This window comes from uncultured Limimaricola sp., assembly GCF_964022235.1.
Classification (GTDB): Bacteria; Pseudomonadota; Alphaproteobacteria; order Rhodobacterales; family Rhodobacteraceae; genus Limimaricola.
Genome location: NZ_CAXHZL010000019.1, coordinates 1 through 25,672 on the forward strand (window position 1 = coordinate 1; position 25,672 = coordinate 25,672).

Below are 25,672 nucleotides of genomic sequence, written 5' to 3' on the forward strand. Positions count from 1 at the left end.
TCATGCTCCACCTTACTCAGGAGTTGAAGCCTCCGACAAAACCGGGGCGCTTCAGGTATTCCAAGTCCATGCGATCGGCGCCAGTGGCGCCGTGATGGTCAAAAGCAAACCCCGCCGTAGCGAAGTGCTACCGTTCTTTTCATCCCTGCCGCCATGCCTTGTTGGTATGAAAGCCTGCGCCTCCGCCCATCATTGGGGACGAGAGTTTCTTGCCCTCGGACATGAGGTGCGGTTGATGCCACCGGCCTACGTCAAACCATACGTGAAGCGCGGCAAGACGGACGGTAAGGCAGACCGTGGCCCCAGTGGGGCCGCGTAAGCTGACGAACGAGGCGGAGGCGATTTGCGAGGCAGTGACGCGGCCGACCATGCGCTTCGTCGCCGTGAAGAGCCGAGAGCAGCAGGGCGTGTTGATGCTTCACAAGACGCGGAATCTGCTGGTGCGGCAGAGAACGGCGCTGATCAATGCGCTACGTGCGCATCTGGCTGAGTTCGGGGTCGTTACCGCCACCCAGCCCGGTGGCGTGAAGGCGCTGACCAAGCTACTGCACGAAGCGCGGGACGAGTTACCTGCTCACGTGCGCACGGCCCTGGCATCGCTGGTGGCACAGCTCGACGGACTTGCTGCTGAGATCGAACGGTGGGAGGCCGAGATCATGGCTTGGCACCGATCCGACGACACCAGTCGGCGTCTCGCGACCATTCCCGGCATCGGTCCCATCACGGCCTCGGCCATCGCCGCGTCTGTCCCCGATCCAATTCAGTTCAGATCCGGCAGACAATTCGCAGTCTGGCTCGGCCTGACGCCAAGGCCGAACAGTTCGGGCGGCAAGGAGCGCTTGGGCGGTATCAGCAAGCAGGGCGACGGATATCTCCGACGTCTTCTGGTCGTCGGCGCGACCGCTGTCGTGCGGATGGTGCGACGAGATCCACGCCGCCAGCCGTGGCTTGCCAGCCTTCTTGAGCGAAAGACCGTCCGTGTCGCGACGGTGGGCTTCGCGAACAAGACAGCCCGGATCGCTTGGGCGGTCATGACACGAAAGGAGGTCTACGCGGTCTGAACGGCATTCCCAGCGCTGGCCCACAAGGCGCCGGGATGGTGGAAGGGGGCTGAGTGGTGATGACGAACCGGTCAGACCGGGGATCGGCCAAACCCAGGGGAGCAGAGCGCTGCGAGCGCGTTGACCTGATTAGGGACCCGATCTGCGGACTTTATCAGGGCCAGCAGGCATGTCGACCTGCGCAAACAGGCCGAACACATGGATGCACCCGACCAGTGCGCATCGCCATTGAAATCCCTTGCACCGCAGAGGCCGTCCACACATGGCTCAACGGCCAAATCATCGCACACTACGGTGGTGCAGAGGCCGTCCACAGCATCAGATCATTGCGCAAACAACGCACGTACTCAACTTCTTGAAGGACGGGCGTCGATGATGCTCTACCCCAGAAGCGAAGCCGCCGCTGCGGTTTGGCAACCTCCCGGTACCATAAGCCAAGATCCGACTTGTTCGAGGCACTGGCCTGTCGCATGCTTTGCTTCTGGAAGGCGCTCTCGACAGCATCTTCTTCGAGACCCCGGAAAACGGGGCCGAGCAGTGATGAGGGACCATGAACACAGGTAGCCTGCATGCGGGCCAAATGACTCGGCGTAATCTTGTCTGCGCACTTAGCGCAACCTTTGCCACACCGCTTCTTTCAGGCTGTGCCGCGCGCGGCTACGAAAAGCTGCCCCCGCCCACGCGGTCCGGCACGCGGTTGGACTTTATGTTCCCACGAGGGGACAGCTACCTTGACATCACGAATGCCCATACCGGCGAGCGGTCGGCCTTGCGGTTCATGAAGGACGGCCGCGCCGATCGGCGCGCCCTGCGCCAACTGGACTGGTTGTTCCGGGATTGGCGCGATGGAGAGGACCCGAGCATGGACCACAGGATTTACTGGGGCATGTCGGCCCTCTCGGATGCGGTGCGGCGGCAAGGGCATTCTGGCCAGATCATCTTGCTTTCTGGTTTTCGCACGCCGCAGACCACACGGCTTTTGCAGAGCCGCGGGGCAGGTGCCTCGTCCAACAGCTATCATATGAAACGACGCGCCGCTGACATACAGTTTGAGGGCATTCCGACGGACGACGTGGCGGACCTTGCACAATGGCTGCAGATTGGAGGCGTCGGCCGTTACCACGGCTCGAATTTCACGCATATCGACACCGGGCCGGTCCGCACCTGGCGAGGCTGATGCTGTCCGACTTCGCCAATATTCCCTATCCACTCGAATTATGGCGCTACGGAAAGATGAACGCAGTCAGAAAGTCGGCGCGTGCCGTGATGGTACGGTCTCCTGGGTGCTGGCCCAGATGTTTCGAGGGTCGTATCCCTTGAGGTGATATAGCTACTGGTAGCCATCGACGCGCAGGCGCGAGGCGACCTGTATGAGCGAGCGGTTTGCCTTCGAGTGCTCTATGACAGCCTAGCGCAATGCTGTCATCCGGATCAACTTTCGGCGCAGATAGCGTTGATCGGCGGCTTGCTTCTGGGCCAGTTTACCGTGATAGCCACGTAGGTAGAGCAGTTCGCTTTCTTCGGAATAGTTGTTTTGGATCTCGCGATAGGTTGTTAAGCGATGTCGAGACCCGCAGTGAGCCGCGCTCGCAGCGTGCGGCTCGCACGTCGCTACAAAATATGCTGCGGTCTCGATAAAGACCAGCTTGGGTGCCGAAGGTCTTGATGCTCGCGAGGTTGCGATCGTCCTCTAGCGCGGACATGGCCTGGTCAAGCTCAGTGCGTTTGAGCAGGCCGTCCTCCCCAAGGGTTCTACGACGCCGATGCCGTTCAATCGTTTGGGGCGTGCCGTCGGTCCCTGTCGGAAAGAGATCCGAGAACGATCAAGTGAAAGGATTGCGAATCCTTAGTCGCCCTTCAACCAGCAGGCCGTCATGCATGTCTTCGGACCACAGGGTTTCGCAATCGGCGATCAAGGCCGCAGCCACTATCATCGAGTCGTAGACCGAAAAGTTATAGCGTTCCTGCAGAGCTACGCCCACGTCATGGGTGTGTAGGTCGAGATTGCGGATTTGGCATAGTTGGCGAATACCGTGCAGGAACTCCTGCGCTTCGCCTTGATCCATGCGAGCCTTACGGCGGCAGTTGACGAGTGCCTCGTTCAGAACCTGAACGCTAATCGTGCCGCCTTGTGTCAGCAGCGCTTCGGCCTGATCGCATTTGCCCCCATCATCCAGCAGGTAAAGGATGACATTTGTGTCGAAGAAGCTGCCGGGCATCAGCAATTGTTCGCCTCGTCTCGGCTCAGCCGATCCCCTGCTGCTAGACGGCCACGGAAGCGGCGCAGCCCTGCGAGAACCTCCTCGGGTCGGGGCTGGCGGGCTACCGCAAAGCCATCAGCATCAGGGCGAAGAATAACATCGTCGCCTTCACGAAGATCGAGCGCTCTGACCAGTTCCGCAGGCAGGCGCACGGCTAGGGAATTTCCCCATTTCGCTATTTGCATGTGCTTGCCTCTTGGATTAATCTACATTTTTCAATGTATATCATTTTGTGTCAGTTAACAAGCCCAAGACGTCGGATGCGACGAGAACTAATGGCGTTCATTGCTGGTCATGGCGGGCTTCCTCGAAGAGAAGCCCCGCCTGCTTCGCGCGCTCCAACAGATGCGCCACCGAGGACGTCGCCCATTTCGACCGCCCCAGTGGCGTCGGCTCGCGCATCGCCTCGAGCCGCTGAGCGATCTCCTTCAGCGTCATCTCGGGCGCCGAGCTCTTGATGCCAGCGATGATCGCCAGCAGCCGATCGTCCTTCTGAGAGGGTGGGGCGCGGTCGAGGACCTCGCGATCGAGAAGCCTGTCCATCACGAAGCGCCCGGCGGCGCGGCGCAGCCGCTCGACAGTCCAAGGCGTGGCGCCGGGATGGCGGCTGTTGATGATCCGGACGACATTCTCCCAAGGGAGCCGTGGCCGGAATTGCCTGACGGCGGGCAGCCACTGCTGGGCTTCCTTGTTGAGCTTGTGGAAGTAGCTGCGGACACGCGCACGGGCCACTTTGGCGATCGCCTCGGGGTCGCGGTTGCGCAGGCCGGGATTGCCGCCGACACGACCCTTCTCACGCGCCGAGGCCAGCCCCGCCAAGGTCCGCTCGCGGATCAGCGCCCGCTCGAACTCGGCCGTGGCGCCGAGGATCTGCAGCGTAAACTTGCCCTGCGGCGAGGTGGTGTCGATCGGATCGCCCAGCGACCGGAAATGCGCACCCTTGGCCTCCAGCGTCTCGATGACCTCGAGGAGGTGCGACAGCGAGCGGGCAAGGCGGTAGATCCGCACCACGACGAGCACGTCGCCGCGCCCGGGGCTCGCCACGAGCTTCGCGAGCACCGGCCGCGCACGCATGGTGCCCGAGGCGAACTCTTCGTGGATCTCGGTGCAGCCCGCCGCCTTCAATTCACGGCGCTGCGCAGCCGTATCCCGTAGGTCGGTCGAGACGCGGGCATAGCCGACAAGGGACATAGACCTTCGCATGGGGTGCCAAACGCCCCTATACAATTTAATACGTCCAGAGAATACGGTTGTAGAGCTCTGCGAGGCGCCGCTCGGCGTGGCGGACCACCTCACCCTCGCCGAGACGGCCGATCTGCTGCTACTCGACGGGGTGCCACGCTTTGGACCCGGCAGTCCCGACATCAGGCGGCGGTTCGTGACGCTGATCGATGCGCTCTACGACGCCCGGGTCGAGGTGTTCGTCCGCGCGGATGCCGAGCCCGCCGCGCTCTGTGCCGAGGCTGACACCGCCAGGGACTTCACGCCGACTGCCAGCCGGCTGGAGGAAATGCGCAGCACGCGCTGGCCGAAAGCGTCTCTGCAATAGCTTGCCCATGGCGGCTGAACGCGTCCCGCGTGGCCTTCATGTCGTTCGTTCCGCCCGGCACCGTCATTGCCCTCAATGCCACCTTTCCCTCCAGATTGTTGACAGTTGACATGTGCCTGACTTACTTGGTTCAAGCAGATGCTGAGGGAAGCATATGGCGGAGCGCAAACCAATGACCAAGTTCGCGATTGCACTCGGTCTGTCCGCCTTGGGCGGCGCCCTTTGGGCAAGCCTCGGACTGCCGCTGGGCTGGCTGATGGGAGCGGCGCTGGTGACCGGCGCGTTGGCCATGTCGGGATGGACCATAGATATCCACAAGCTGCCACACCGCGCCGGGCTGATCGTGATCGGCAGCAGCGTGGGCCTGACGCTGACGCCGGACATTGCGCTGCGGATGGTGGCCTGGCTGCCGATGATGCTGCTTGTCGCCGCGCTCGGCATCGTCGCGGCTGCGGCCTGTGCACCACTGCTGGCGCGGGTGGGACGAATGAGCCTCTCCACCGCTTATTTCTCATTGTTGCCGGGCGGGGTCATCGAAATGGCGCGGATCGGCGAAAGCCATGGGGCCGATCGCACCATCATCGCCGCGCTGCACGCGGTGCGCGTGGCGCTGGTGGTCGGGCTTTTGCCCTTGGTGCTTCTCGGATTACTGCCGAGCGACGCCGCCGCTGCGACTGAAGGCGCCACGGCGGCCTGGCCGCAGCTCCTTCTGGCGCTGGCGGTGGGCACCCTGGGCGGCTGGCTCGGCACCAAGGCAGGGCTGCCCGCCGCATGGCTGCTGGGGGCCGTGCTGGCCGTCGGCGCTGTCGCGGCGAGCGGCGCCGTGGGGGGGCGGATGCCGTCCGAGCCTCTGGCAGCGGCGCAAGTCGTCGTCGGCATGGCGCTCGGCGCGCGGTTCCAGCGAGACCGGCTGGCGGCGATTCCGCGCGCCCTGGCGGCGGGGTTGCCGGTTCTGCTCGGGATCATCGTCGTGATGGCGGCGGCGGCGGCGCTGGCGACGATCTGGACCGGACAAAGCGTGGCATCGATGGTACTGGCCTTTTCGATCGGCGGTATGGCCGAGATGGTGCTGACCGCCAAGGCGCTGCATCAGGACGTCGCCCTTGTCGCGGCGTTCCAGGCCCTGCGCGGCGTCGCGGTCAATGCCGCCGCAGGGTCGGTCTGGCGGATCCTCGACGCGCGGCTGTCACGGCGGCGTGGCCGCGACTGAGCGGCGCTCAGCGTCGAGGCAGGATCACCTGCGGCACTACCATGTTGGTGAGAACCGAGCGCAGGATCTGAAATTCGGCGACGAGGCCGACCGACGCGCCACTCGACTTGGCCGCGGCGATCATCTCGCCCAGCCCGCCGGGCGCCACGCCAAGCGCTACCGCACCCGGGGCGAGACCGCCGAGCGCCGCGATCGCGGGCGCGGCACCCTGCACCATCACGAGGGTCAGCACGAGACTGCACGCCGCCCCCGCTAGCGCGGCGCGGGGCAGGCGTGCCAGCAGATCGGCCCGCAGCCGCAGGCCGAGCTCATGTCCGATCAGCAGCGGGGCAAGTACCAAGCCCGCCGTCGGCAAGGGAGCGACGGGGATCCCCCATGCCACAAGTAAGGCGCCCAAAATCATCGGCGCCACTACATATGGGTTCAGAAATCCGACCTGGCTCGCGCCCTGTGGCACTAACCAGCCACCGCCGAGGCAAACTAGCAGGGCTGCGATACTGCTCTCAGCACGGATCTCCGTGAGCGATTCACCCGGCGCCAGATTGACTAGCAACGGCACCAGTACCACCACCTGCACGACGCGCAGCATGTGCACCACCGCCACTACCTCGCCCCGCGCGCCCAGATCTTTGGCAAGCAAGGTCATTTCAGCCATGCCGGCGGGTAGCGAGGCAAGCAGTGCGGTGGTGCGGTCGACGCGCGCAAGCCGGGCGAGTAGGATCCCGGACATGTTGGCCAAAAGCTCCGCAGCGCGCATCAGTGGCAGCATGGCGGTGATCTGTTGCGGGGTGTCCGGCGTCAATGCCCCTGCCGCCGCGGCGCCGATCAAGAGCTGCCCGGCGCGCCGGATCCCACGCGTCCCGGGTGGCATGGTTGAGAAACTGGCCGCCATGGCGCCCCCCGCGAGGGCGCCGAGCATCCAGGCCAGAGGTACTTCGACCGAGGCCAGCGCCGCCCCGAAAGCAACCGAGAGCAGCGCTCCGAGCAACTGCCGAGCCGCCATGGCTTCGCTCACGCGAGGTAGGCGCCGCCGTTGAGCTGCAGGGTTTCGCCAGTGATGTAGCGCGCCTTGGGCGAGCACAGGAAGGCCACCGCGTCGGCCACCTCCTGCGTCGTGCCACGTCGGCCCACGAGGTTGGTGCGGCTGTCGTGATGTTTAGGCGCTGTGCCGCCCTGCGCCACGCGTGCCGTATCGATCAGCCCCGGCGCGACGCAGTTCACGGTGATACCGCGCGGGCTCAGGTCATGCGCCATGGCCTTGGTCAGCCCAACGATCGCGGCCTTGGAGGTGATGACATGCGCCCGATCGCCTGCGCCGGAGTGGCCGGTCAGGCCACCGAGGCTGACGATGGCGCCGTTGGGGCTTTGCGCCAGATGCGGGACCGCCGCCTGGCAGACCAGAAACACGGCGTCGAGATTGACCCCCATGACGCGGCGCCAGTCGGCGAAGGTGAGATCTTCGAACGCTGCCTCGGGCCGGATCGCGGCATTGTTGACGATGATGTCTAGGCGGCCGCGGGCCGCGGCCGCCTCGGCGACGACCCGCTTGGCGGTGGTCTCGTCCGACAGGTCGCCCTGCAGCACCGTAGCGCTGCCGCCCCCGGCTTCGATTTCGGCCATGGTCTCGGCGGCGGCGTCGGTGTCGCGGCCGACGTGCACGGCGACGTGGGCACCCATCCGCGCCAGTTCAACCGCGATGGCGCGGCCGATGTTGCGCGAGGCGCCGGTGACGAGGGCAGTGTGGTCTTTGAGTGGCTGTGTCATGCGAGGGCGAGTCCTTGGAGCAGAGCGGTGTCGGCATCGCCAGAGGCGATGCGGTTGCAAGTGTCGAGAAGCGCCTTGGCCTGCGCCTCGGTGGCGCCACCAAAAGCCAGATTAGCCTCGAACTTCGCGTCGATTTCGTCGCGGCTCAGCGGTTCCTTCACGCCGCCACGCATGTGGCCTTGTTCCTGTTCCTCGACCCGGCCGTCGGCATATTCGATGCGGACATGGCCGGTGAAAGCGGCGGGGTAGGGATTGTCGGGGTCGACCTCGAAGCCAACCTTGGCGGCAAGCGCCCGCAGGTCAGGATCGAACACCGCGGCTTCGGTGAACTCCTCGAGCGTCGCGCGCCTGCGCGCCAGCCCGAGCGCCACGCCGTAAGGCACCGAGAACTTGGCGGCGTAAGCGGTGGGCGGCGCCTGTTTCAGATCGAGCGGCTCCCAGAGCCGGTGCACGATGCCCTCGGCGGTCTTGCAGGTGATCCGCTCGATGCCCTCTAGGGAAGCGCCGCGCTGCCCGAGCGCCACGGCGCAGTCGATATAGGGCTGCACCATGGTGCCGCAGGGGTAGGGTTTGAAGGTGATGGTCTGCATCACCCAGTCGCGGCCCAGCCCTTCGGTGATCCGGGTCGGGTCGGCCTCGATCGAGGGGGCGAAGGCGCGGAATGCGCCATGCGTACCTTCGAAGACCCGGCGCGGCCCTATAAAGCCCGCTGCGGCGAGGGCATGAGCGCGCAGCGCCGATTGCGCGGCCCAGCCCGGGTGCATCCGCTTGGTCCAACTACCGTCGCCGAGATATTCGATAATGCCCGACGCCATGGAGCCCACGGTGCCGAGTGCGTTGGCTGTGGTGCGCCGGTCGGCGCCGGTGGCGGCGCAGACCCCGGCTGTAGCGGCAAAGGCGCCGAGCACGGCGGTCGGGTGGAACCCCGCCTTGTGCACTGCTTTGGGCACGGCGAGCGCGAGGCGGCACAGAAGCTCGGTGCCGACCGCGAGGCCTAAAACAAGCCGGTCGTTGCCGAAACCATGGGTCTGCGCGGCAGCAATCATCGCCGGCACCAGCACCACGCCGGAATGCACCGGCCCGCCTTCGAAGGTATCGTCGAAATCCTCGCCATGCGCGGCGGTGCCGTTGACCAGCGCGGCCGAGGAGGCGGCGGCGCGGCGCGATTGGCCGATGATGACATGCTCGCCCGGCTCGGTCGCACCTAGCGTCGCGGCGACGTAGTCAGTGTGACGAGCGGCCACGCAAAGCCCGGTGATATCGACGAGGATATCGCGTGACTTGGCGCGGCTGGCCTCCGGCAAATCGCTCGGCTCCAGACCCGCGATCCAATCCGCGATCTGCTCGGATAGAGTGATGTCGTCGAGGCGAGCGGTCTGGCTCATGCGGAATCTCCGGTATGGGGGGCGGGAACAGGTCGGCGCAGCAGATCGACCAAGCGCTTGCCGAGCGAGCCGAAGATGAACACCGCGGCTAGAATGAGCAGCCCCAGCGAGACCTTGTCGGTCAGGAAAATCGTGTAGTCGTCGCCCGACAGCACCAGCGATCGGCGGAAGTTGCTCTCGACCAGGTAGCCAAGCACGAGGCCCAGCACAGCAGGTAGGAAGGGGAACTTCAGCATCCGCATCAGAAAGCCGATGACGCCGGCGGCCATCATGATCGACAGGTCGAACAGCGAATTGTGGATCGAATAGATGCCAGACATGATCAGCGCGAAGATGAAGGCCGAGAGCCAAGGCCGGGGCCGGTTCACCATCCAGATGCAGATCGGCAGCATCGCCATACCGATGAACAAAAGGCTCACCGCCGCCACCAGCAGCCCGCCGTAAAGGCCGTAAACGACGTCGCCGGAGCGTTCGAACAGCATGGGGCCGGGCACGATGCCGTGGATCAGGAAACCACCGAGCAGGATCGCGGTGGAGTTGGAGCCGGGGATGCCGAAGGACAGCAGCGGCACCAGCGCGGTTTCGGCAACGGCGTTGTTGGCGGCTTCGGGGGCGGCGATGCCCTCGGGCGCGCCTCTGCCGAACTGGTCGCGGTTGGGGGACCAGCGACGCGCCTCGTTGTAGGCCATGAAGGAGGCGATGGTGCCGCCGGCGCCGGGCATGCAGCCCTCGAAGGTGCCGATGCTGGCGCCGATGGTTTGGGGCACGAACAGCCGCTTGGCCATGGCGAGGTTTGGAAAGCTGATGCGCGGCCGCGAGGTGACGCGCTCGCCCTTGCTGCGGTCGGCGGCTTGCACCAGCAGTTCGCTCATTGCGAAGAGCCCGACCATGACCATCACCGGCTCGATGCCCGACAGCAGGTCCGAGCTGCCAAAGGTGAAGCGGTTGCCGCCCGTCACCGGGTCGGTGCCGATGGTGGCGACCATGAGCCCGAGCGTGGCGGCGGCCATACCCTTGAAGATGCTGTCACCCGAGAGCGTCGCAATCACCGACAGGCCGAGCACGCCGAGCGCGAAATAGGCGGGCGGGGTGAAGGCCAGCGCCACCTCGGCCAGCGGCTTTGACAACAGCACCAGCATGATCAGGCCGAACAGGCTGCCGAGCACGCCCGAATAGAGCGAGATGCCAAGCGCCTCGCCGGCCTTGCCCTGCTTGTTCATCTCGTAGCCGTCGATGACGGTAGCGGCGGCGGCGTTGGTGCCGGGCGTGCGGATCAGGATCGCGGGGACCGAGCCGCCGTATTCGGCGCCGACATAGGTCGAGGCAAGCAGCACGATCGCGGCGCTCGGCTCCATCGTGTAGGTAAAGGGCAACAGCAGCGCCATGGTGATCGAGGGCGAGATGCCGGGCATCGCGCCGCCCATGATGCCCCAAGCGACGCCGATGATCGCCGCGAGGATGATCGACATGTCGCCAAGGGATTGCAGCGAAAGAAGGATCGTCTCCATGGGTCCTTGGCCTCCTTGAATGAATGGGCGGTCAGCCGGGCAGCAGCACGCCCGAGGGCATCGAGACGCCGAGAAGCAGCACGAAGATGCCCCACAGTGCGGCGGCGCCGCCTACCGAGACCGCAAGCACGCGCCAGCTTGGCGGGGCGCCGCGGTACAGCGCGGTGGCCATCAGTAGCAGCGCGATGCTGATCGCGTAGCCGGCCCAGTTCACCAGCAGCAGATAGGCGATGCCGATGCAAAGGAGCCCGGCGGCGCGCAGGATCTTCTGGCCCTGTCCTGTCCACTGGGCTTGCGGTGCGATGCCCGCCGCCCGATTTCGCCGCGCCCGCAGCAGGGAGTCGGTGGCGATCGCGAGACCGAGGACGATCATGATCAGCCCGTAGGTCTTGGGCAGACCGGCCGGGCCGAAGCTGTCGTCGAGCGCGCTGACGCGCAGCTGCGAGGCATAGTAGTAGTAGACGGTTCCGATAATCGACGTGCCGAGACCGCCGACGAGATCGCGTGACATCTGCATCTGCGCCTCCTCCCGAGGTTTGCATCCGCTTTCAGGGTGCGCCCCGCCGGGGCGGGACGCGGAGCGGCTTACTCGATGATGCCGCTTTCGCGCAGGAAGCCCGCGGTCTCGTCCGCGAAGGACTGCATGAAGGTCACGTATTCGTCATGCGGCATGAATTCGGGCCGCAGGTTGTTGGTCTCGTATTTCGCCATGTACTCGGGGTTCGCGAGCACCTCCTGCGCCGCCGTCTCCCAGGCCGCGATGATCTCGGGCGGGGTGCCCTTGGGGGCTGCGAGGCCGCGGAACTTGCGCACGGTGACGCCGTGGCCCAGCTCGTCGACTGTGGGCAGATCGGGATACTGGTCGATCCGGTTGGCCGAGAAGGTCGCCAGCAGCCGGATCTCGCCCGCCTCGAGCTGCGACTTCAGCTCCTGCACCTCGCCGACGCCGATCTGCAGCGTGCCGTTGAGCACGTTGATCATCATGTCGCCGCCACCCTCATGGGTGACGATCGCCGCCTCGACGCCGGTCTGGGTCTTGAGCTGCTCAAGCGCCTGACGCTCCAGCGAAGCCGGGTTGGCCGCGCCCCAGCGGCCGTGATCCTCACGCGCCGCGTCGAGAACCTGGTCGAGCGTCTCAGAGCCGCTGTCGGAGGCGGTGAAGATCACCTCAGGGTCGATGAAGAAGTTCACCAGCGGCAGCAGATCGTCATAGGTGTATTCGGGATCCGACAGCAGTGAGGTGTAGATGAAGGTCGGCGTGGTGGCGTAAAAGCGCGACCCGTCCGGCGCGGCGGTGGCCAGATCGGCCATCGCCTTGGCACCCGATCCGCCGCGCACGTTCTCGACCACCACGTTGGCGCCGAGCACCGGCGCGAGATAGGTCGACATCTCGCGCAAGAATACGTCGCTGCCGCCGCCGGGGCTGGAATGGGTGATGAGCGTCACCGTGTCGACCGGGTAGTCTTGCGCACCGGCAGCTCCCGTCACGGCGATACCGGCGGCGAAGGCACCTGTCGCGATCATGGTTCTCAGCATCTTGTACTCCCTGTGTTGGCCCCGTTGTCAGGCCCTGCCGGACCCTTCGTTCTCCCAACCCCGCTGGGGCAGCATGGTCGGTAAATGTAAATCGTCAACAATCTGAACCGTCATGGCGCCACAGCTGGCGGACTGCGGCGCTGTCAGGGTTTTTGCGGTATCGCGCCGGGATCGCTCTTGGCGGCGCGGCGCGCCTTGCGGGCGCGGCGGTAGTTGCCGAGCGAGGTGAGCGCGAGAGAGCCGATCATCAGCGCCAGGATCAGCATCGCACCGGGCCGGTCGAGCAGATAGCCGATCTCGCCGCGGCTGATCTGCAGCGTGCGAATTAGGTTCTGTTCCAGCAGGCTGCCGAGCAGCAGCCCGACCACGGCGGCGGCAACGGGGTAGTCGTAGCGCATCATCCCCCAGCCGATCAGCGCGAAGACATAAAGCGTGATCGGCCCTGCCAGAGAATTGGTGATCGCGTAGGCGCCGAAGGTCGAGACTGCGAGAACGCTGGGGATCAGGAAGCGCAGCGGCACCCGCACGATCGAGGCGGCGACGTAGACGAAGAGCAGCCCGACGAACAGCAGGCAGACCGCCTGGATCACGTTCGAGAAAATGATCGTGTAGACGATGTCCTTGTTCTGCGCGATGAATTGAGGCCCACCGATGATGTTGTGCATGGCGAAGGCCGCCAGCAGGATTGCGGTGGCGCCGCCGCCGGGAATGCCAAGCGCGAACATCGTTGCCATGGCGCCGCCCTCGGACGAGGAGTTGGCTGCCTCGGCGGCGATGACGCCTTTTGGGTTGCCCTTGCCGAAGCTGTCGGCGTCCGGTGCATTGCGCTTGGTCTCGGAGTAGGAGATCAGGTTCGAGATCGACGAGCCGACACCGGGGATCGCACCGATGATCGCGCCGATGGTGGCGCCGCGGAAGATGATCGCCGGATGCGACACCGCCAGCCTGACGCCGCCGATGATGGCCGAGAAGCTGATCTTCCGATCGTCCTCATTCTCGATCAGGTAGGTGGTGTTGATCAGGTTCAGAAGCTGGCTCGCCGCCAGCAGCCCCATCATCGCCGGGATCGTCGGCACGCCGTCCAGCAGCCATGGCACGCCCATCGTGCCGCGGATGTACCCGGCCGTGTTCATGCCGATGGTGCCCAAGAGCACGCCGAAGGTGCCTGCGAGCAGGCCGCGCGCCATCGAGGTGCCCGACAGCGAGCCGAGCAGCAAAAGCCCCCAGACCGCGATCGCGAACATCTCGAGCGGGCCGAGCTTGAGCACCACCGCCGAGACCGGCACGATCAGAAACAGCAGCAGCACATAGGATGACAACGTGCCGATCACCGAGGAGGCCAGCGCCACGCCGAGCGCCTCGTTGTGGCGTCCGGCGCGCGCCATAGGGTAGCCGTCGAAGGTGGTAGCGACCGCCGAGGAGGTGCCGGGAATGTTCATCAGCACCGCCGGGACCGAGCCGCCGAAGCCCGCGCCGGTGTAGATCGAGGTGAGGAAGATGATCGCCGGCAGGAAATCCATATACAGCGTCAGCGGCAGGAAGATCGCCATCGCCATGGTGATCGAGATGCCGGGCATCGAACCGAAGACGAGCCCCACCATCAGCCCCGGGATCAGGTAAATCCAAGCCGCGGCCGATGAGGTGAGAAGGTCGATCGCCGAGGCGGCGGAGCCGAGATCGAGCATGGGGTCAGAGCACCATCATGGGAAAGGGATAGGGGACCAGCATCTGGTAGCCGGTGACCACGAGATAGGCGAAGACGAGCGCGTAAAGCCCGATCACCCACAGGCGGCGTTCGCCGCACAGGTAGAGACCGCAGGCCACGAAGACGAATGTCGCAAGGTCGAAGCCCAGCGTTTCGAGCGAGAAGACGAAGGCGCCGAAGGCCATGGCCAGCAGGGCGACGCGGCCCGTCTCGGCGCGGCGCGCGGCGCGGATCTCTGGGCGCTCCTCGGCCGGGTCGCGCTTCGGGAACGCCTGCGACAGCACCACCGCCGAAAGGATGAAGACGAAGATCGCGGCGGGCTGCACCAGTGCCAGGTTGCCGGTCTTGAGCGAGGTGCCGCGCGCGTCGATCAGATAGGCGAGGCTGCAACCGGCCATCAGCGCGATCAGCGCGAGATGGCCCCAATCGATCCGGCGTCCGCTGTTCCGAAACAACATGCTGCGTCCTTTCAGCTCGGTGGGGTGTCGGGATGGCACGGCCACCCCGACAGGTGCAGATCAGCTGCCCTGAAGCAGGTCCACATGCTGCGCCATGACCTTGGCGGTCCGCTCGGTGGCCGCGTTCGAGCTTTCGGGTCCGAACCACTCGGTTGCGAGATCCTGCGCCTGAAGGTTCTCGATCACCGCCGGATCCTTGGAGACCGTCTCGATCGCCTCGAGCAGGGTCTGATAGCGGTCCGGGTGGCTTTCGAGCATCGAACTGTGCACGCCCCAGCCGCGCTGCGAGCCGGCCACGAACTCGGCCTCGGGGCCCGCGATGTCGGTGATTGTCGGCGCATCCCATCCGTCGCGCGGCTCGCTGTCGAAGACCAGAAGCGGCGTGACCTGCTCGGAGAGCGGCAGAAAGCCCTGACCGCCGACCATGCCGATGTCGACCACCGCACCCGCCGTGGCGTTGCGAGCCGGGCCGCCGCCCGAATAGGTAACGAAGCGCAGGCCGTCGCGGTCGATGCCGTTGGCATCGGCGAAGAGCATCATGTTGACCAGGTCGCCCGAGGCCGGCTGGATGCCGATCGACAGGCTGCCCGCGTCGGCCTTGAGCTTTTCGACAACCTGCTCAACGGAAGTGATGCCGGTATCCTTGGCGGTGGTCATCATCGTGTAGTCGCGCGACGGCGTGTTGATCATGTGGAAGTCCGAGACCTCGAACTCCGCGCCCTGGATCAGCGTGTTCAGCGGCAGGTAGGGGGCCGAGGAGGTGCACAGGATGGTATGGCCGTCATCGGGCTGCTGCATGAAGTATGTATGGCCAAGCAGGGCTCCGGCGCCACCGCGGTTGACGATCACCAAAGGCTGGCCGAGCGCCTCTTGCAGGAAAGGCGCATAGGCCCGCGCCAGCCGGTCATTGTAACCACCGGTGTCGAACGGCACGACGACGTTGATGGGCTGGGTCGGATAGGCGCCTTGGGCGCGCAGCACAGCGGGTGCCGCCATCATGGCGCCCGCAGCGCCCGCCATTCTCAGCACGGAACGTCGATTCATCTTGGTCATTCGGTTCTCCTCCCTTGCGTCGCGCCCTCGGTCATCGGCGCAGCGATGCGGGGCGGAATGGGGGGACGCTAGACTGCGCTCCATATAACTGTCAACAATATTCAGATCGCACGCGGATGGATCGATATCACATCCTAAGTCAGCTATTTTTCTGACAATATGAGTGTTTTCGCATGTTCTCGTATCAATCTTCCTCCTGTTTAGCGCCACAGAAATCGAGGAAAGCGGTCCAAATCAGGGGAAATCCGCTACAACCGCAAACAGTGTTGACAGTTTGCAGGGGGTGGCGGTATTCCTCTGACTGACCCCGTATGCGTGGCGGTGGCGCCCCCTGCCTGCGCGGGGCCAAGCCCGCCTGCATCCCGACTCAAGGAGACCACGATGAGCGGACACCAACCCACGCCTCCCGGCACCCCGAACGTTACCGAAATCCTGGCCGATTGGGTGATCGACATCCAAGGTGCCGACATCCCGAACGAGATCCGCTACGAGGGGCTGCGCACCTTCGTGAACTGGGTCGGATGCGCGGTCGGCGGCGCCTCGCACGAGACGGTAGATGCCGCGCTCAAGGCACTGATGCCGTTCAGTGGCAAGGCCACGTCGAGCGTTCTGGGTCGGGCCGAGAAGATGGACGCGCTGCACGCGGCGCTGCTCAACGGCATTACCTCGCATGTGCTCGACTATGACGACACGCATCTCAAGACGATCATCCACCCGGCCGGGCCGGTGGCTTCGGCAATCCTCGCGCTGGCCGAGACCCGCAAGATCTCGGGCTATGATTTCATCACCGCGCTGATCGTCGGGGTCGAGGTGGAGTGCCGGATCGGCAATTCGGTCTATCCCGACCATTACGACCGCGGCTGGCACATCACCGGCACCGCGGGCGTCTTCGGCGCCGCCGCCGCAGCGGGCAAACTGCTCGGGCTGAACAAGCAGCAAATGCGGTGGGCCTTTGGTCTCGCCGGCACCCAGTCGTCGGGCTTCCGCGAGCAGTTCGGCACCATGACCAAAAGCTTCCATCCGGGCCGCGCCGCGCAGAACGGCTTGTGCAGCGCGCTCATGGCGCAGGCGGGCTTCGACAGCTCCGAGCGGGTAATCGAAGCGCCGCGCGGCTTTGCATGCGTGATGTCCGACAAGCAGGACTGGAGCGAGATCATCGACGGTCTTGGCGATCACTGGGAAGCCGGGCTCAACTCCTACAAGCCCTTCGCCTGCGGCATCGTCATCCATCCGGCGATCGACGGCTGCATCCAGCTGCGCGACGAGCTGGGCGACCGGGTCTCCGAGGTCGAGAGCCTGCATCTCGACGCGCATCCGCTGGTGCTCGAACTCACCGGAAAGCGCGACCCCAAGACCGGGCTGGAAGGCAAGTTCAGCGTGTTTCACTCGGCCGCTTGCGCGCTTTTGCGCGGCGACGGCGCACCGACGGCCTTCACCGACGAGGTGGTGCGCGCCCCCGAGATCGTGGCACTGCGTGACGCCGTTACCGCCACCGCCAACCCCGACCGTCATAGCGCCTCGGTACGGATCGAGGCCAAGATGCGCGACGGCACCACCGTCACCAAGGAGGTCGAGCGCGCGCTTGGCAGCCGTGACAAGCCGCTCAGCGACGAGCAGGTGACCGAAAAGTTCCGGGTGCAGTCGGCGCTGGTGATCGGCGAGGCGGCGACCGATCGGCTGCTCGACATCGCCTGGAAGAGCGCGGATCTCGACGACGTGGCCGAGGTGGCGCGGGTCTCGTCTGAGGCGGTGCGCAAGAAGGGCGCCGCCGCATGAACGGTGCCGGTCTGAGGATCGGCGTTCTGGAGGGGGACGACATCGGCCATGAGGTCGTCCCCGCCTCGGTCGAGGTGGCCCGCAAGGCCGCCGCGATCGCCGGGCAGGACGTCACTTGGGTCGAGGTGCCGATCGGACGCCGGGCGCTAGACACCCACGGTCACACCATGCCCGAGGGCACACTCGAGACGCTCGAAAGCCTTGATGGCTGGATCCTCGGGCCGATCGGACATCGCGAGTATCCCAAGATGCCGGAGGCGGTGAACCCGCACCCGATCTTGCGCAAACGCTTCGATCTTTTCGCCAATGTGCGGCCGACCCGGTCGTTTGCCGATATCGGCTGCCTGCATAACGACATCGACCTGGTCATCGTGCGCGAGAACAACGAAGGCTTCCAGCCGGATCGCAACGTGGTGGCGGGCTCGGGCGAATTCCGTCCGACCCAGGACGTGACGATCTCAGTGCGGGTGATCACCATGGAGGGCTCGCGCAAGGTGGCGCGCGCCGCCTTCGAGATCGCGCGCTCGCGCAAGAGGCGGCTGACGCTGGTGCACAAGAACACCGTCTACAAGCTCGGCTGCGGCATGTTCGTCGATGGCTGCTACGAGGTGGCGCGCGACTTCCCGGATGTCGAGGTGGACGAGGTGATTGTCGATACCATGGCGATGCGGCTGGTCCGCGACCCGCAAAGCTTCGACGTGGTGGTGACCACCAACATGTTCGGCGACATTCTCACCGACGAGGCCGCCGGGCTGGTCGGCGGGCTCGGCATGGCGCCGGGGTTGTGCATCGGGCGCGGCTCGAAGGCGATGGCGCAGGCGACGCATGGTTCGGCACCCGACATCGCCGGGCAGGGCCTCGCCAACCCCTATGCGATAATCGAGTCGACGCGCATGCTGTTCGACTGGCTCGGCCACAACCGCGACCTTGCGGGCGCGCGCCGCGTGTCGGAGCTGATGAAGACGGGCATTGATGCTGCGCTTGCCGATCCGGCGAGCCGAACCCCCGATATCCGGGGGACCGGCCGGCAGCGCGATATGGTCGAAGCCATCCTCGCCGCGATGGCATGATCGTCTCCGCGAAGTTGGCCGCAGCCCCACGGCTGCGGCGCCAACGTCATTCGCCGCAGCGGCTTCTCATCTCTCATACGACTGTCTACAATCTATCCGATGGCTAACCAGACCTCAGACAAGGTGAATACGGTGCTTCAAGCGGGCGATCTCGAACTTTTGCGGACCTCGTCTCTGACCGGGGCTGTCGAGAAAGAGCTCGAACACCTCATTCTGACTGGTGAGTTGAAACCCGGCGAACGGCTGAACGAGATACGGCTCTCGAACCGGTTCGGTATCAGTCGGGGGCCTTTGCGTGAGGCGACACGCAGTCTGGCGGCGCGCGGGTTGCTGGACGTCGTGCGCAACAGGGGCGTCTTCGTCCGGTCAATCTCGGTCAAGGAAGCGTTGGAGATCTACGACCTGCGCGCCGCCATCTTCGGTCTCGCTGGGCGGCTGCTTGTCGATCACGTGACCGACGAGATGTTAGCGACGCTGAACGACTACCTGCAACGGATGGATGCCCTCGCCGAACAGCGCAATTTCGACGATTATTACCCGACCAACCTGGCCTTTCACGACCATCTTATCGGCGCGACCGGCAGCGCCTCTTTGGTCAATGAGTATCACGGGCTGGTCGATCGGCTGCACCTATGCCGGGCCAAGGGATTGGTGCAGGCAGGTGGCTTGGCGGTGTCGAACCGCGAGCACCGAGAAATGGTCGATAGCCTTGCGGCGGGGGACAAGCTCAGGGCGCAGGAGGCCTTCTTCCGACATGTAGAGCGATCTAAGCGGCGCTTCGAGATGGCCGCGGAGGCGGATGCTCGAGAAGATGAGGAAAAGAGGGACGGCCGTTAGTGATCCGAGAACGGTCTCAGCGAGCGGTCCCGCCAGCGCAACTCCGCCGTGTGGTAGCGGGATAGGGACTCCCCCCACGCTCCTTCGCCAGCATACCGTGGTAACCACTGAGCAGAGGCAGCTCGCTGCCTTCAAACCGATTGCGCGGAAACTCGCGGTAAATGGTTGAGCGATGGCGAGACATTGCCGTCGCAATCTTTGCGACAGGCATCTTCGCCTGTAGAAGGTCTTCAACCAGACGCCGTTCTCGCAGATCCAGCTCTCTGCGGGCCATCTTCCAAACGCCTGTGTTTGCCACAGAATAGAGCGGTTGTCGCAACCCAGTTTAGAAAGTGCCCCAGATCCTCGACGGCGTCTCTCTCGAGGCCCGCCCCGGCGAGGTAACCTGCGTGATGGGCACCAACGGCGTCGGCAAGACCAGCCTTCTCAAGGCGCTTCGGGCCGCCACCCGGCCAGCCGCGGCGAGATCCGGCTCAATGACGACGTGGTCACCGGGCTTTTGGCCATGCCAAAGCGCGGCATTGGCCACGTGCCGCAGGGGCGCGAGGTGTTCCCGCTCCTTACCGTGCGCGAAAACCTCGAGACCGCCTTCGCCGGGCTGCCCCACGCCGAGCGCCGGGTTCCAGACCAGATCTTCGATCTGTTCCCGGTGCTGCACGAGATGCGGCACCGCCGCGGCGGCGATCTCTCCGGCGGCCAGCAGCAACAGCTCTCGATCGCCCGCGCGCTGGTGCAGAAACCGCGGGTGCTGCTGCTCGACGAGCCGACAGAGGGGATCCAGCCTAACATCATCGCACAGATCGGCCGAGTGATCGCCAAGCTGCGCGATCCCGGCGACATAACGATCGTACTGGTCGAGCAGTATTTCGACTTCGCTTGCGACCTCGCCGACCGCTTAGTGGTGATGCAGCGCGGCGCGGTGACGCTCACGGGTGCGCGGGACGACGTGCCCTGCGCGCGGCTGCTGTCCAAGGTCTCGGTCTGAACATGGCTCGCGGCGACTTCGAAGGCAGCATGCGCGCGACCGAGACGGCGTGGGGGTGTTCGCCGTGGTGAGCGATCCGCTGCGGGTTCAGGGTCGGGCGCTCGCATCCTCGTCTCCGGTATCCTGCCCCGGAACACTCCGGCAGGGTTCTTCATCCGAGGCATTTGCCGGGCGAGGCAATGTGCCCCATCATCCGCCGCGCCCACTCAAAACCTTTCGATCAGCCGCGCTTCGAGGCGCCGCTCGACCGCGCCGGTAAAGCCGCAGTCACGGCAGCCCGTGCCGCCGCATCCGCCACAACTGCGCAGGACAAGAGACTGCGACAGCACCCCACGCAGCACGTCCTGCACGAGGTAGCGCGGAACGCCCAGGTCGCCGAGACGCGTCGCGGCGGCTTCGGCCGAGTTGGCATGCAACGTCGACAGAACCATCCGTCCCACCTGCGCAGCGCGGCAGGCGATCGCTGCGGTTTCCTCGTCTCGGATCTCGCCGATCATGATCACATTGGGATCATGCCGCAGGATCGACCGCAGCACCCGCGCGAAGCTCAAACCGATCGCCTCGTGCACCTGCACCTGCTGTATGCCCGGCAGCTCGTATTCCACCGGGTCCTCGACCGTCACGATCTTGCTCAGGGGCGAGTTCAGATGGCGCAGCGCCGTGTAGAGCGTCGTGGTTTTCCCGGAGCCGGTCGGGCCGGTCACTAGGAACAGGCCGTTCGGCTTCTCGATCGCCCGGGTGATTCCGGCGATCAGATCGGGTGCGAAGCCGAGATCGGCCCAACCCCGTTCGAGGGCGCGCGGATCGAGCACACGCAGCGCGATGCTCTCGCCGTGCTGGGTCGGCAGGGAGGAGAACCGGAAGTCGACGACACGTCCCGCGATCGGCAGTTGCAGCCGCGCGTCCTGCGGCAATCGCCGCTCTGAGACGTTGGCGCGCGCCATGACCTTCAGCCGCGCCAGCACCGCCGCCGGGTTCAGTTCCGGGTCGACCGCCTGCCGTGACAGCAGGCCGTTGATCCTCATCCGCAGCGCCAGGCTGGAGACGGTGCTTTCGAAATGGATGTCGGACGCCCCCAGCGCCACCGAGTCGGCCAGTTTCTCGTTCACGAAACGGATAACCGGCCCCTCCATTTCGGGCGTCCCCCCTGCTTCCTCGCTCGACTCACCCTGCGCCGGGGCCGGCGTGGAGGGGCGCGTGCCTTGCCCCGGCGACAGCAGAAACCGGATGGTCCGCCGGGTCGCGCCGCGCGGCGCGATCCGGCGCCCCAGCAGGAACTCGAGCTCCCGGCATAGCGCCGCGTCACCCGGTACGGCCATCAGAACGGACTGAGGCCCGGCATCCGGCGACGACAGCGGGGCCACCGCCTTGGCATTCAGGTAGGCCAGTGAAAGCCGGCTCGCGGCCTCAGGGTCGAGCACGGCGCCGTTCAGGTCTCCTGCATCGAGGTGATCGATCTGCAAGAGCTCGCAAACCATCGGCAGCAACCGGTCCTCGTCGATCAGCCGCTGCTCGAGGAGCAATTGCTCGAGCAGCATGCCGCGTGCGTCGGCCTGATCCAGGACCTCGGCCATCTGCGCTTCCGTCAGGTCGATCGAACCGTACAGATGTTGCGCCATGCGGGCATTTCGCGTTTGCCCTTCACTCTTCACTCGCACCGTCATGACAAAAGCCGTAATCCTCGTACGGAAGGCCCCGCGCATCGATCCGGGGACTTCCCGTGCATATGAACGTTTCGGTTCTACATTGTATTGGTTCTTCGAATGACGGTAGCCCTGACCCGAACCTTGGGAAAGCTCCGCGCTGCGGGACGCCTGCTATTTCCGACCTCTGTCTTCACCGCCGGCCTGCCACCTCGGCATGTACTGACACTGCAACTCGAGCGGCCCCTCATCGGCGCGGCGGATCTCGCGACGGTGACGGCCGCCGCGCGGCACGGACGCCCGGTGGACCTCGTGCTTCCGCGCGATGCCTTCCTTGAGAAATCCGTCACCCTGCCGCGTGCCGCCCGGCGACAGGCCGCGGCCGCGATTGCGGTCCAGATGCGCCAGGAGATGCCGGCGCAGGGACACGGGCTGGTCTGGCGCGCCGCCCCGGCCGAACGGCGAGGCGACCGGCTCGTCTACGCCGTGCTGTTGATGAAGCAGGACGATCTGGCGGCGCTGCGCCGCGCTGTGGACAACACCGGTGCGAGCCTGCGCAGCGTCCGGACGATGGATACGCCCGGGATAATGCCGTTTCTCGATAACAGGCGGCTGGCGAGCCGGCCCGAACGAAGGTGGAGCCTGGCGCTGGTCGCCCTGGTTGCTCTGACGGCCGGTTGGACCATGTTCGCGCAATGGCGCGAGCTGTCGCATCTGGCGCGGGACATTGCCGGGTTGCGGCAGGAGATCACGGATTTGGCCGACCGGGCCGTGCAGGCGCAGCAGGAGGCGGTGTCGCGCGAGGCCTCGCGCGCCACATTGGCCTCGGACCTTGCGTGTTTCCGGGCGGAGTATCACCGGTTGCTGATCCTGTCGAACCTGACCACGCTGCTGACGGAGGGGGTGTGGCTCGCGGCTCTGTCTCTGGAGGGCGACGACCTGCGGCTTGTCGGTTTCGCGGAAGGTGACGTGACGGCGGTAGTCGCCGCGATCCGGGACGCGCCATGGGCCCTCGACGTGGAACTCGATGGGCCGGTCGTCGTCGATCCCGTGAGCCGGCAGAACCGGTTCCAGCTGCGTGTCGCCCTGCGCGGCGAGGTGCCGGCGTGAAGTGGATCGGCGCCGCGCTCGGCCTTTGTCTTCTGACGCTCGCCGGTGCGGCCCTCGCGCTCGGACTGACCCGGCTCGGTGACGGACGAGAGGCGGCCCTGACCGCGCAGGCCGCGCAACTGCGACAGCAGACCGAGGCGCTGCGGTCGCGGATCGCGCTGTGGCAGGCGGCGGGCGCTACGCTGATGCCGCCGGACGACATCGCCGGTCGCTACGCTGATGCCGCCAGTGGCGCGCTCGAAGTGCAACGGGCGCTGACCGAATTGAGCGCCGAGACCGGTCTGACTCTGACCACGATAGGCACCGCACCGCCCGTGCAACTCAGCCAGCCGGTGGTCTCGGTCGAACTCGAAGCCACGGGATCGCTTGAGTCGGCGGCGCGTTTCCTGGCCGGGCTGGAGCGGATCGAGCCGCGTCTGGCAGTGTCGCAGATGGCGATCCGGGCCGCCCCCGGCGGGTCGGCGTCCGATGCCGGCAGCAGGGTCGCGATGCGGATCGTGGTCTGGGGCTTCTGGCTTCCCGGGGGGGAGGTGCCCGGATGAGCTTGCTGCGGTACTGGCCACCGCTGGCGCATCTTGCGCTGGTCGCCGGCTTCGGATCGGTCATCGCCCTTCACCGGCAGCTGCCTTTGCCCCCCGCGCCACGCCCGGACGCCGCCACCCTTCCCATCTCGCCGCAGGCCGCACGGCCGCCGGTGTCGGTACCGACACCGCTTGATCATGGCGAGCGGATCGAGCAAGTCGTCGCCCGTCCGCTTTTCGTAGAGGGCCGGCGGCCCGACACGCAGGTTCCGACGCCGCTCGCAGCCCCACTCCGGGTCGCGACGGAGATCGACGGGTTCTCCGGGATCGAAGTGAAGGGGACGCTCGTCTCCAAGGGTGGCAGTCGCGCGCTTCTGGGGACGTCCGACGGTGCAGGCGAAGCCTGGGTCGAGGTCGGCGACGAGGTCGGCGGCTGGAGAGTCGAGGAGATCCTCGCGGGCGAGATACGGCTCTCGCGCAATGGGACCGACCAGATGATCCGCTTGTTCGAATAGGCGCCCCGGCCCGGTGACGGGGCCGGGAGCCGGGAGCCGGGAGCCGGGAGCCGGGCCGGGGGCGCACATGCCGGCACAGATTGGGAAGGAAGCCGCTCGTGCCTGTCTTCGTCTACAAGGGCTACAACCGCGCGGGCCGCCGCGAGCGCGGACGTCTCGAGGAAGCGTCCGAGACGGCGGCCTACGAGACATTGCGCGCGATGGGGCTGTCGGTGGTGGAGCTGAACGATGCCGGGGCCGCCCGGGCCGAGCCTTGGTATCAACGCGAGATCGGAACCGATGCACGCCAGATTCCGCTCGAGGCCCAGGCGGCTTTGGCCGAGCAGATGGCCGTGCTGTTCCGGGTTCGGCTGCCGATCCTCGATATCCTGAAGGTCTTGGGCGCAGGCACGCGGCGGCGCGACCTGAAGGGCCACCTCGAACGGGTGGCGCGGCTGGTGGCCGAAGGGCTGCCCTTCGCCGAGGCCTTCGCCCGGGCCGGGCCGCGCGTGGCGCCGGTCTTCACGACTCTGCTGCGCATGGGCGAGACCTCGAACGCGATGCCGGATCTCCTGCGTGACCTGGCGGGGCATCTGCGCAGCCAGCTCAGGTTGCGCCGCCAGATCGGCGCGGCGCTCGTCTACCCCACGGTGCTGGTGGCGGTCGGCATCGGTGTGCTGGTGCTGGTCAGCATGACCTTCGCCCCGGCCCTCGAGCCCCTGTTCGCGGGCCGGGGCCTGGAACCGCCCGCCGGGCTGGCGCTGTTTCTGACGCTGCGCGATCTGCTGTCGGCTTGGGGCCCTTGGATCGGGCTGGCGGCGGTCGGGCTGCTCGGGTTGGCGCCGATGGTCCTGCGGCTGTCGCAGCGCCGGATCGTACCCCGCTTGCCGGTGATCGGCGCGCTCGCGCGCGACATGGCATTGCTGCGGATGACACGTGGGCTCGACCTGCTGCTCCGCTCGGGCCTGTCGCTCTTGGAGGCGCTCGAATTGCTCGGCACGCTGCAACCCAAGGGTATGTACGCGGCCGAGATGCGCGCGGCGGCCGAGCGGGTGAGAACCGGCGGCCGGGCCTACGAGGCCTTCGCCGAGGCGCCGCACCTTCCGGCGCTGTTTCTCGAACTGTTCCGGATCGGCGAGCGGACCAACACGCTCGACGCCGTACTCGGCACGCTGTCGGACGCACTCGCGCTGCAGATCGAGGGCCGGATTGCGCGGCTCCTGCAGGGCCTGGCCCCCGCACTGACCCTGCTGGTGGGGGGGCTGGTGGGACTTCTGGTGCACGCGGTGATGGGGGCCGTCTTCTCGGTGAGCGACCTTGCCGTCTGAGCGCCCCGATCCGCGGCGCGTGACGCGCCGCCGCGCCGCATCGGGCTTTACCCTGCTCGAGGTGTTGCTTGCCTTCGCGATGTTGACCACCGTCACCGGCGCGACCCTTCAGGTCACGAGCGCCACGCTGCGCGACAACGCGATCAGGCTCGAACGGGCCTGGCTTGCCGAATTGGCCCGGTCGGTTGCCGAAGAGCACCTCGTCACCCGCCCCGCGGCCGGGCTGCAGGGCTCGCTATTGGGGTCCATGGCCGACTGGCACTGGCGCATCGAGGAACGACCCGCACGCGCAGAGCCGGGGCTGGCGCCAGAGGCGCTCGGCAGGATCGTGGAGGTGACCGTCAGCGCTTGGAAGGCAGGCGCGCCCGAGCGGATGGTCACGCTCGAGAGCCTTGTCGCGGACGGAGCGCCAAGATGA

The 25,672-nt window shown here is 66.1% G+C and carries 25 protein-coding genes and 2 pseudogenes; 13 read left to right on the forward strand and 14 right to left on the reverse strand.

All coding sequences use genetic code 11. The features are described 5' to 3' along the window. Window positions 1–94: 94 nt before the first annotated feature. Both AADJ02_RS17615 and AADJ02_RS17620 read left to right on the forward strand, forming a co-directional pair. Window positions 95–1,061: pseudogene (locus tag AADJ02_RS17615) on the forward strand (IS110 family transposase). 706 nt (window positions 1,062–1,767) lie between these two features. Then, window positions 1,768–2,238, forward strand: a complete 471-nt coding sequence (locus AADJ02_RS17620; protein ID WP_341214350.1) for a DUF882 domain-containing protein — start codon at window positions 1,768–1,770, stop codon at window positions 2,236–2,238. A gap of 646 nt (window positions 2,239–2,884) precedes the next feature. Here AADJ02_RS17620 and AADJ02_RS17625 read toward each other — a convergent pair. The 3 genes from AADJ02_RS17625 to AADJ02_RS17635 all read right to left on the reverse strand — a co-directional run bounded on the left by AADJ02_RS17625 (window position 2,885) and on the right by AADJ02_RS17635 (window position 4,513). Beyond that, window positions 2,885–3,280, reverse strand: coding sequence for a PIN domain-containing protein (locus AADJ02_RS17625; protein WP_341214313.1), 396 nt, complete (start codon window positions 3,278–3,280; stop codon window positions 2,885–2,887). Beyond that, entirely contained in the window at window positions 3,280–3,507 is a 228-nt protein-coding gene (locus AADJ02_RS17630) for an AbrB/MazE/SpoVT family DNA-binding domain-containing protein (RefSeq protein WP_341214314.1), read from the reverse strand. Before AADJ02_RS17630 ends, AADJ02_RS17625 begins: the two co-directional genes overlap by 1 nt. A 97-nt stretch (window positions 3,508–3,604) precedes the next feature. Then, window positions 3,605–4,513 carry a recombinase family protein gene (locus tag AADJ02_RS17635; RefSeq protein WP_341214315.1) on the reverse strand — a complete coding sequence of 303 codons (909 nt, stop codon included), beginning with the start codon at window positions 4,511–4,513 and terminating at the stop codon, window positions 3,605–3,607. Window positions 4,514–4,523: 10 nt separating this feature from the next. Between AADJ02_RS17635 and zapE the strand changes: the two genes are divergently transcribed. Next, a complete protein-coding gene (zapE, locus tag AADJ02_RS17640) occupies window positions 4,524–4,871 on the forward strand; it encodes an AFG1/ZapE family ATPase (RefSeq protein ID WP_341214316.1) in 348 nt (115 codons plus the stop codon). A 172-nt stretch (window positions 4,872–5,043) separates the two neighbouring features. Then, window positions 5,044–6,081 carry an AbrB family transcriptional regulator gene (locus AADJ02_RS17645; RefSeq protein ID WP_341214317.1) on the forward strand — a complete coding sequence of 346 codons (1,038 nt, stop codon included), beginning with the start codon at window positions 5,044–5,046 and terminating at the stop codon, window positions 6,079–6,081. Between the two features lie 7 nt (window positions 6,082–6,088). On the opposite strand, the gene AADJ02_RS17650 is transcribed toward AADJ02_RS17645, so the two are convergent. From AADJ02_RS17650 to AADJ02_RS17690, 9 genes are all read right to left on the reverse strand, one after another. Beyond that, complete coding sequence (locus AADJ02_RS17650) at window positions 6,089–7,096, reverse strand: AbrB family transcriptional regulator (RefSeq protein ID WP_341214318.1); 1,008 nt, start codon at window positions 7,094–7,096, stop codon at window positions 6,089–6,091. Next, a complete protein-coding gene (locus AADJ02_RS17655) occupies window positions 7,093–7,845 on the reverse strand; it encodes an SDR family NAD(P)-dependent oxidoreductase (RefSeq protein ID WP_341214319.1) in 753 nt (250 codons plus the stop codon). Before AADJ02_RS17655 ends, AADJ02_RS17650 begins: the two co-directional genes overlap by 4 nt. After that, window positions 7,842–9,230, reverse strand: a complete 1,389-nt coding sequence (locus tag AADJ02_RS17660) for an MmgE/PrpD family protein (RefSeq protein ID WP_341214320.1) — start codon at window positions 9,228–9,230, stop codon at window positions 7,842–7,844. The genes AADJ02_RS17655 and AADJ02_RS17660 overlap by 4 nt, the downstream gene beginning before the upstream one ends. Further along, complete coding sequence (locus AADJ02_RS17665; protein ID WP_341214321.1) at window positions 9,227–10,738, reverse strand: tripartite tricarboxylate transporter permease; 1,512 nt, start codon at window positions 10,736–10,738, stop codon at window positions 9,227–9,229. Before AADJ02_RS17665 ends, AADJ02_RS17660 begins: the two co-directional genes overlap by 4 nt. Window positions 10,739–10,769: 31 nt before the next feature. Next, window positions 10,770–11,255, reverse strand: coding sequence for a tripartite tricarboxylate transporter TctB family protein (locus AADJ02_RS17670; protein ID WP_341214322.1), 486 nt, complete (start codon window positions 11,253–11,255; stop codon window positions 10,770–10,772). Window positions 11,256–11,323: 68 nt separating this feature from the next. Next, window positions 11,324–12,274, reverse strand: coding sequence for a tripartite tricarboxylate transporter substrate binding protein (locus AADJ02_RS17675; protein ID WP_341214323.1), 951 nt, complete (start codon window positions 12,272–12,274; stop codon window positions 11,324–11,326). A gap of 143 nt (window positions 12,275–12,417) precedes the next feature. Then, window positions 12,418–13,959, reverse strand: coding sequence for a tripartite tricarboxylate transporter permease (locus AADJ02_RS17680; RefSeq protein ID WP_341214324.1), 1,542 nt, complete (start codon window positions 13,957–13,959; stop codon window positions 12,418–12,420). A gap of 4 nt (window positions 13,960–13,963) precedes the next feature. Beyond that, window positions 13,964–14,437 carry a tripartite tricarboxylate transporter TctB family protein gene (locus AADJ02_RS17685; RefSeq protein ID WP_341214325.1) on the reverse strand — a complete coding sequence of 158 codons (474 nt, stop codon included), beginning with the start codon at window positions 14,435–14,437 and terminating at the stop codon, window positions 13,964–13,966. 60 nt (window positions 14,438–14,497) lie between these two features. Further along, window positions 14,498–15,490 (reverse strand): tripartite tricarboxylate transporter substrate binding protein, encoded by a 993-nt coding sequence (locus AADJ02_RS17690; protein ID WP_341214326.1) that lies wholly within the window; start codon window positions 15,488–15,490, stop codon window positions 14,498–14,500. Between the two features lie 381 nt (window positions 15,491–15,871). On the opposite strand from AADJ02_RS17690, the gene AADJ02_RS17695 reads away from it, so the two are divergent. The 3 genes from AADJ02_RS17695 (at window position 15,872) to AADJ02_RS17705 (ending at window position 19,173) form a co-directional block, all read left to right on the forward strand. Beyond that, a complete protein-coding gene (locus tag AADJ02_RS17695) occupies window positions 15,872–17,266 on the forward strand; it encodes an MmgE/PrpD family protein (RefSeq protein WP_341214327.1) in 1,395 nt (464 codons plus the stop codon). Further along, a complete protein-coding gene (locus tag AADJ02_RS17700; RefSeq protein ID WP_341214328.1) occupies window positions 17,263–18,336 on the forward strand; it encodes an isocitrate/isopropylmalate family dehydrogenase in 1,074 nt (357 codons plus the stop codon). The genes AADJ02_RS17695 and AADJ02_RS17700 overlap by 4 nt, the downstream gene beginning before the upstream one ends. A 99-nt stretch (window positions 18,337–18,435) precedes the next feature. Continuing rightward, window positions 18,436–19,173 carry an FCD domain-containing protein gene (locus AADJ02_RS17705; protein ID WP_341214329.1) on the forward strand — a complete coding sequence of 246 codons (738 nt, stop codon included), beginning with the start codon at window positions 18,436–18,438 and terminating at the stop codon, window positions 19,171–19,173. A 16-nt stretch (window positions 19,174–19,189) separates the two neighbouring features. Here the strand turns inward: AADJ02_RS17705 and AADJ02_RS17710 are convergent, their stop codons facing one another. Beyond that, window positions 19,190–19,447: a helix-turn-helix domain-containing protein gene (locus AADJ02_RS17710; protein ID WP_341214330.1), complete on the reverse strand. Its 258-nt coding sequence runs from the start codon at window positions 19,445–19,447 to the stop codon at window positions 19,190–19,192. Between the two features lie 58 nt (window positions 19,448–19,505). On the opposite strand from AADJ02_RS17710, the pseudogene urtE reads away from it, so the two are divergent. Next, a pseudogene (gene urtE, locus AADJ02_RS17715) lies at window positions 19,506–20,158 on the forward strand (urea ABC transporter ATP-binding subunit UrtE). A 206-nt stretch (window positions 20,159–20,364) separates the two neighbouring features. Here the strand turns inward: urtE and AADJ02_RS17720 are convergent. Then, on the reverse strand, window positions 20,365–21,861 hold the full coding sequence (locus tag AADJ02_RS17720) for a GspE/PulE family protein (RefSeq protein WP_341214331.1): 1,497 nt from the start codon (window positions 21,859–21,861) through the stop codon (window positions 20,365–20,367). 60 nt (window positions 21,862–21,921) lie between these two features. Here AADJ02_RS17720 and AADJ02_RS17725 point away from each other — a divergent pair, with 60 nt between their 5' ends. The 5 genes from AADJ02_RS17725 to AADJ02_RS17745 all read left to right on the forward strand — a co-directional run bounded on the left by AADJ02_RS17725 (window position 21,922) and on the right by AADJ02_RS17745 (window position 25,672). Next, window positions 21,922–22,911 carry a PilN domain-containing protein gene (locus tag AADJ02_RS17725; protein ID WP_341214332.1) on the forward strand — a complete coding sequence of 330 codons (990 nt, stop codon included), beginning with the start codon at window positions 21,922–21,924 and terminating at the stop codon, window positions 22,909–22,911. Next, window positions 22,908–23,453 carry a GspMb/PilO family protein gene (locus AADJ02_RS17730; protein WP_341214333.1) on the forward strand — a complete coding sequence of 182 codons (546 nt, stop codon included), beginning with the start codon at window positions 22,908–22,910 and terminating at the stop codon, window positions 23,451–23,453. Before AADJ02_RS17725 ends, AADJ02_RS17730 begins: the two co-directional genes overlap by 4 nt. Next, entirely contained in the window at window positions 23,450–23,947 is a 498-nt protein-coding gene (locus AADJ02_RS17735) for a hypothetical protein (protein WP_341214334.1), read from the forward strand. The genes AADJ02_RS17730 and AADJ02_RS17735 overlap by 4 nt, the downstream gene beginning before the upstream one ends. A gap of 98 nt (window positions 23,948–24,045) precedes the next feature. After that, complete coding sequence (locus AADJ02_RS17740; RefSeq protein ID WP_341214335.1) at window positions 24,046–25,254, forward strand: type II secretion system F family protein; 1,209 nt, start codon at window positions 24,046–24,048, stop codon at window positions 25,252–25,254. 19 nt (window positions 25,255–25,273) lie between these two features. After that, window positions 25,274–25,672 (forward strand): type II secretion system protein, encoded by a 399-nt coding sequence (locus AADJ02_RS17745; protein WP_341214336.1) that lies wholly within the window; start codon window positions 25,274–25,276, stop codon window positions 25,670–25,672.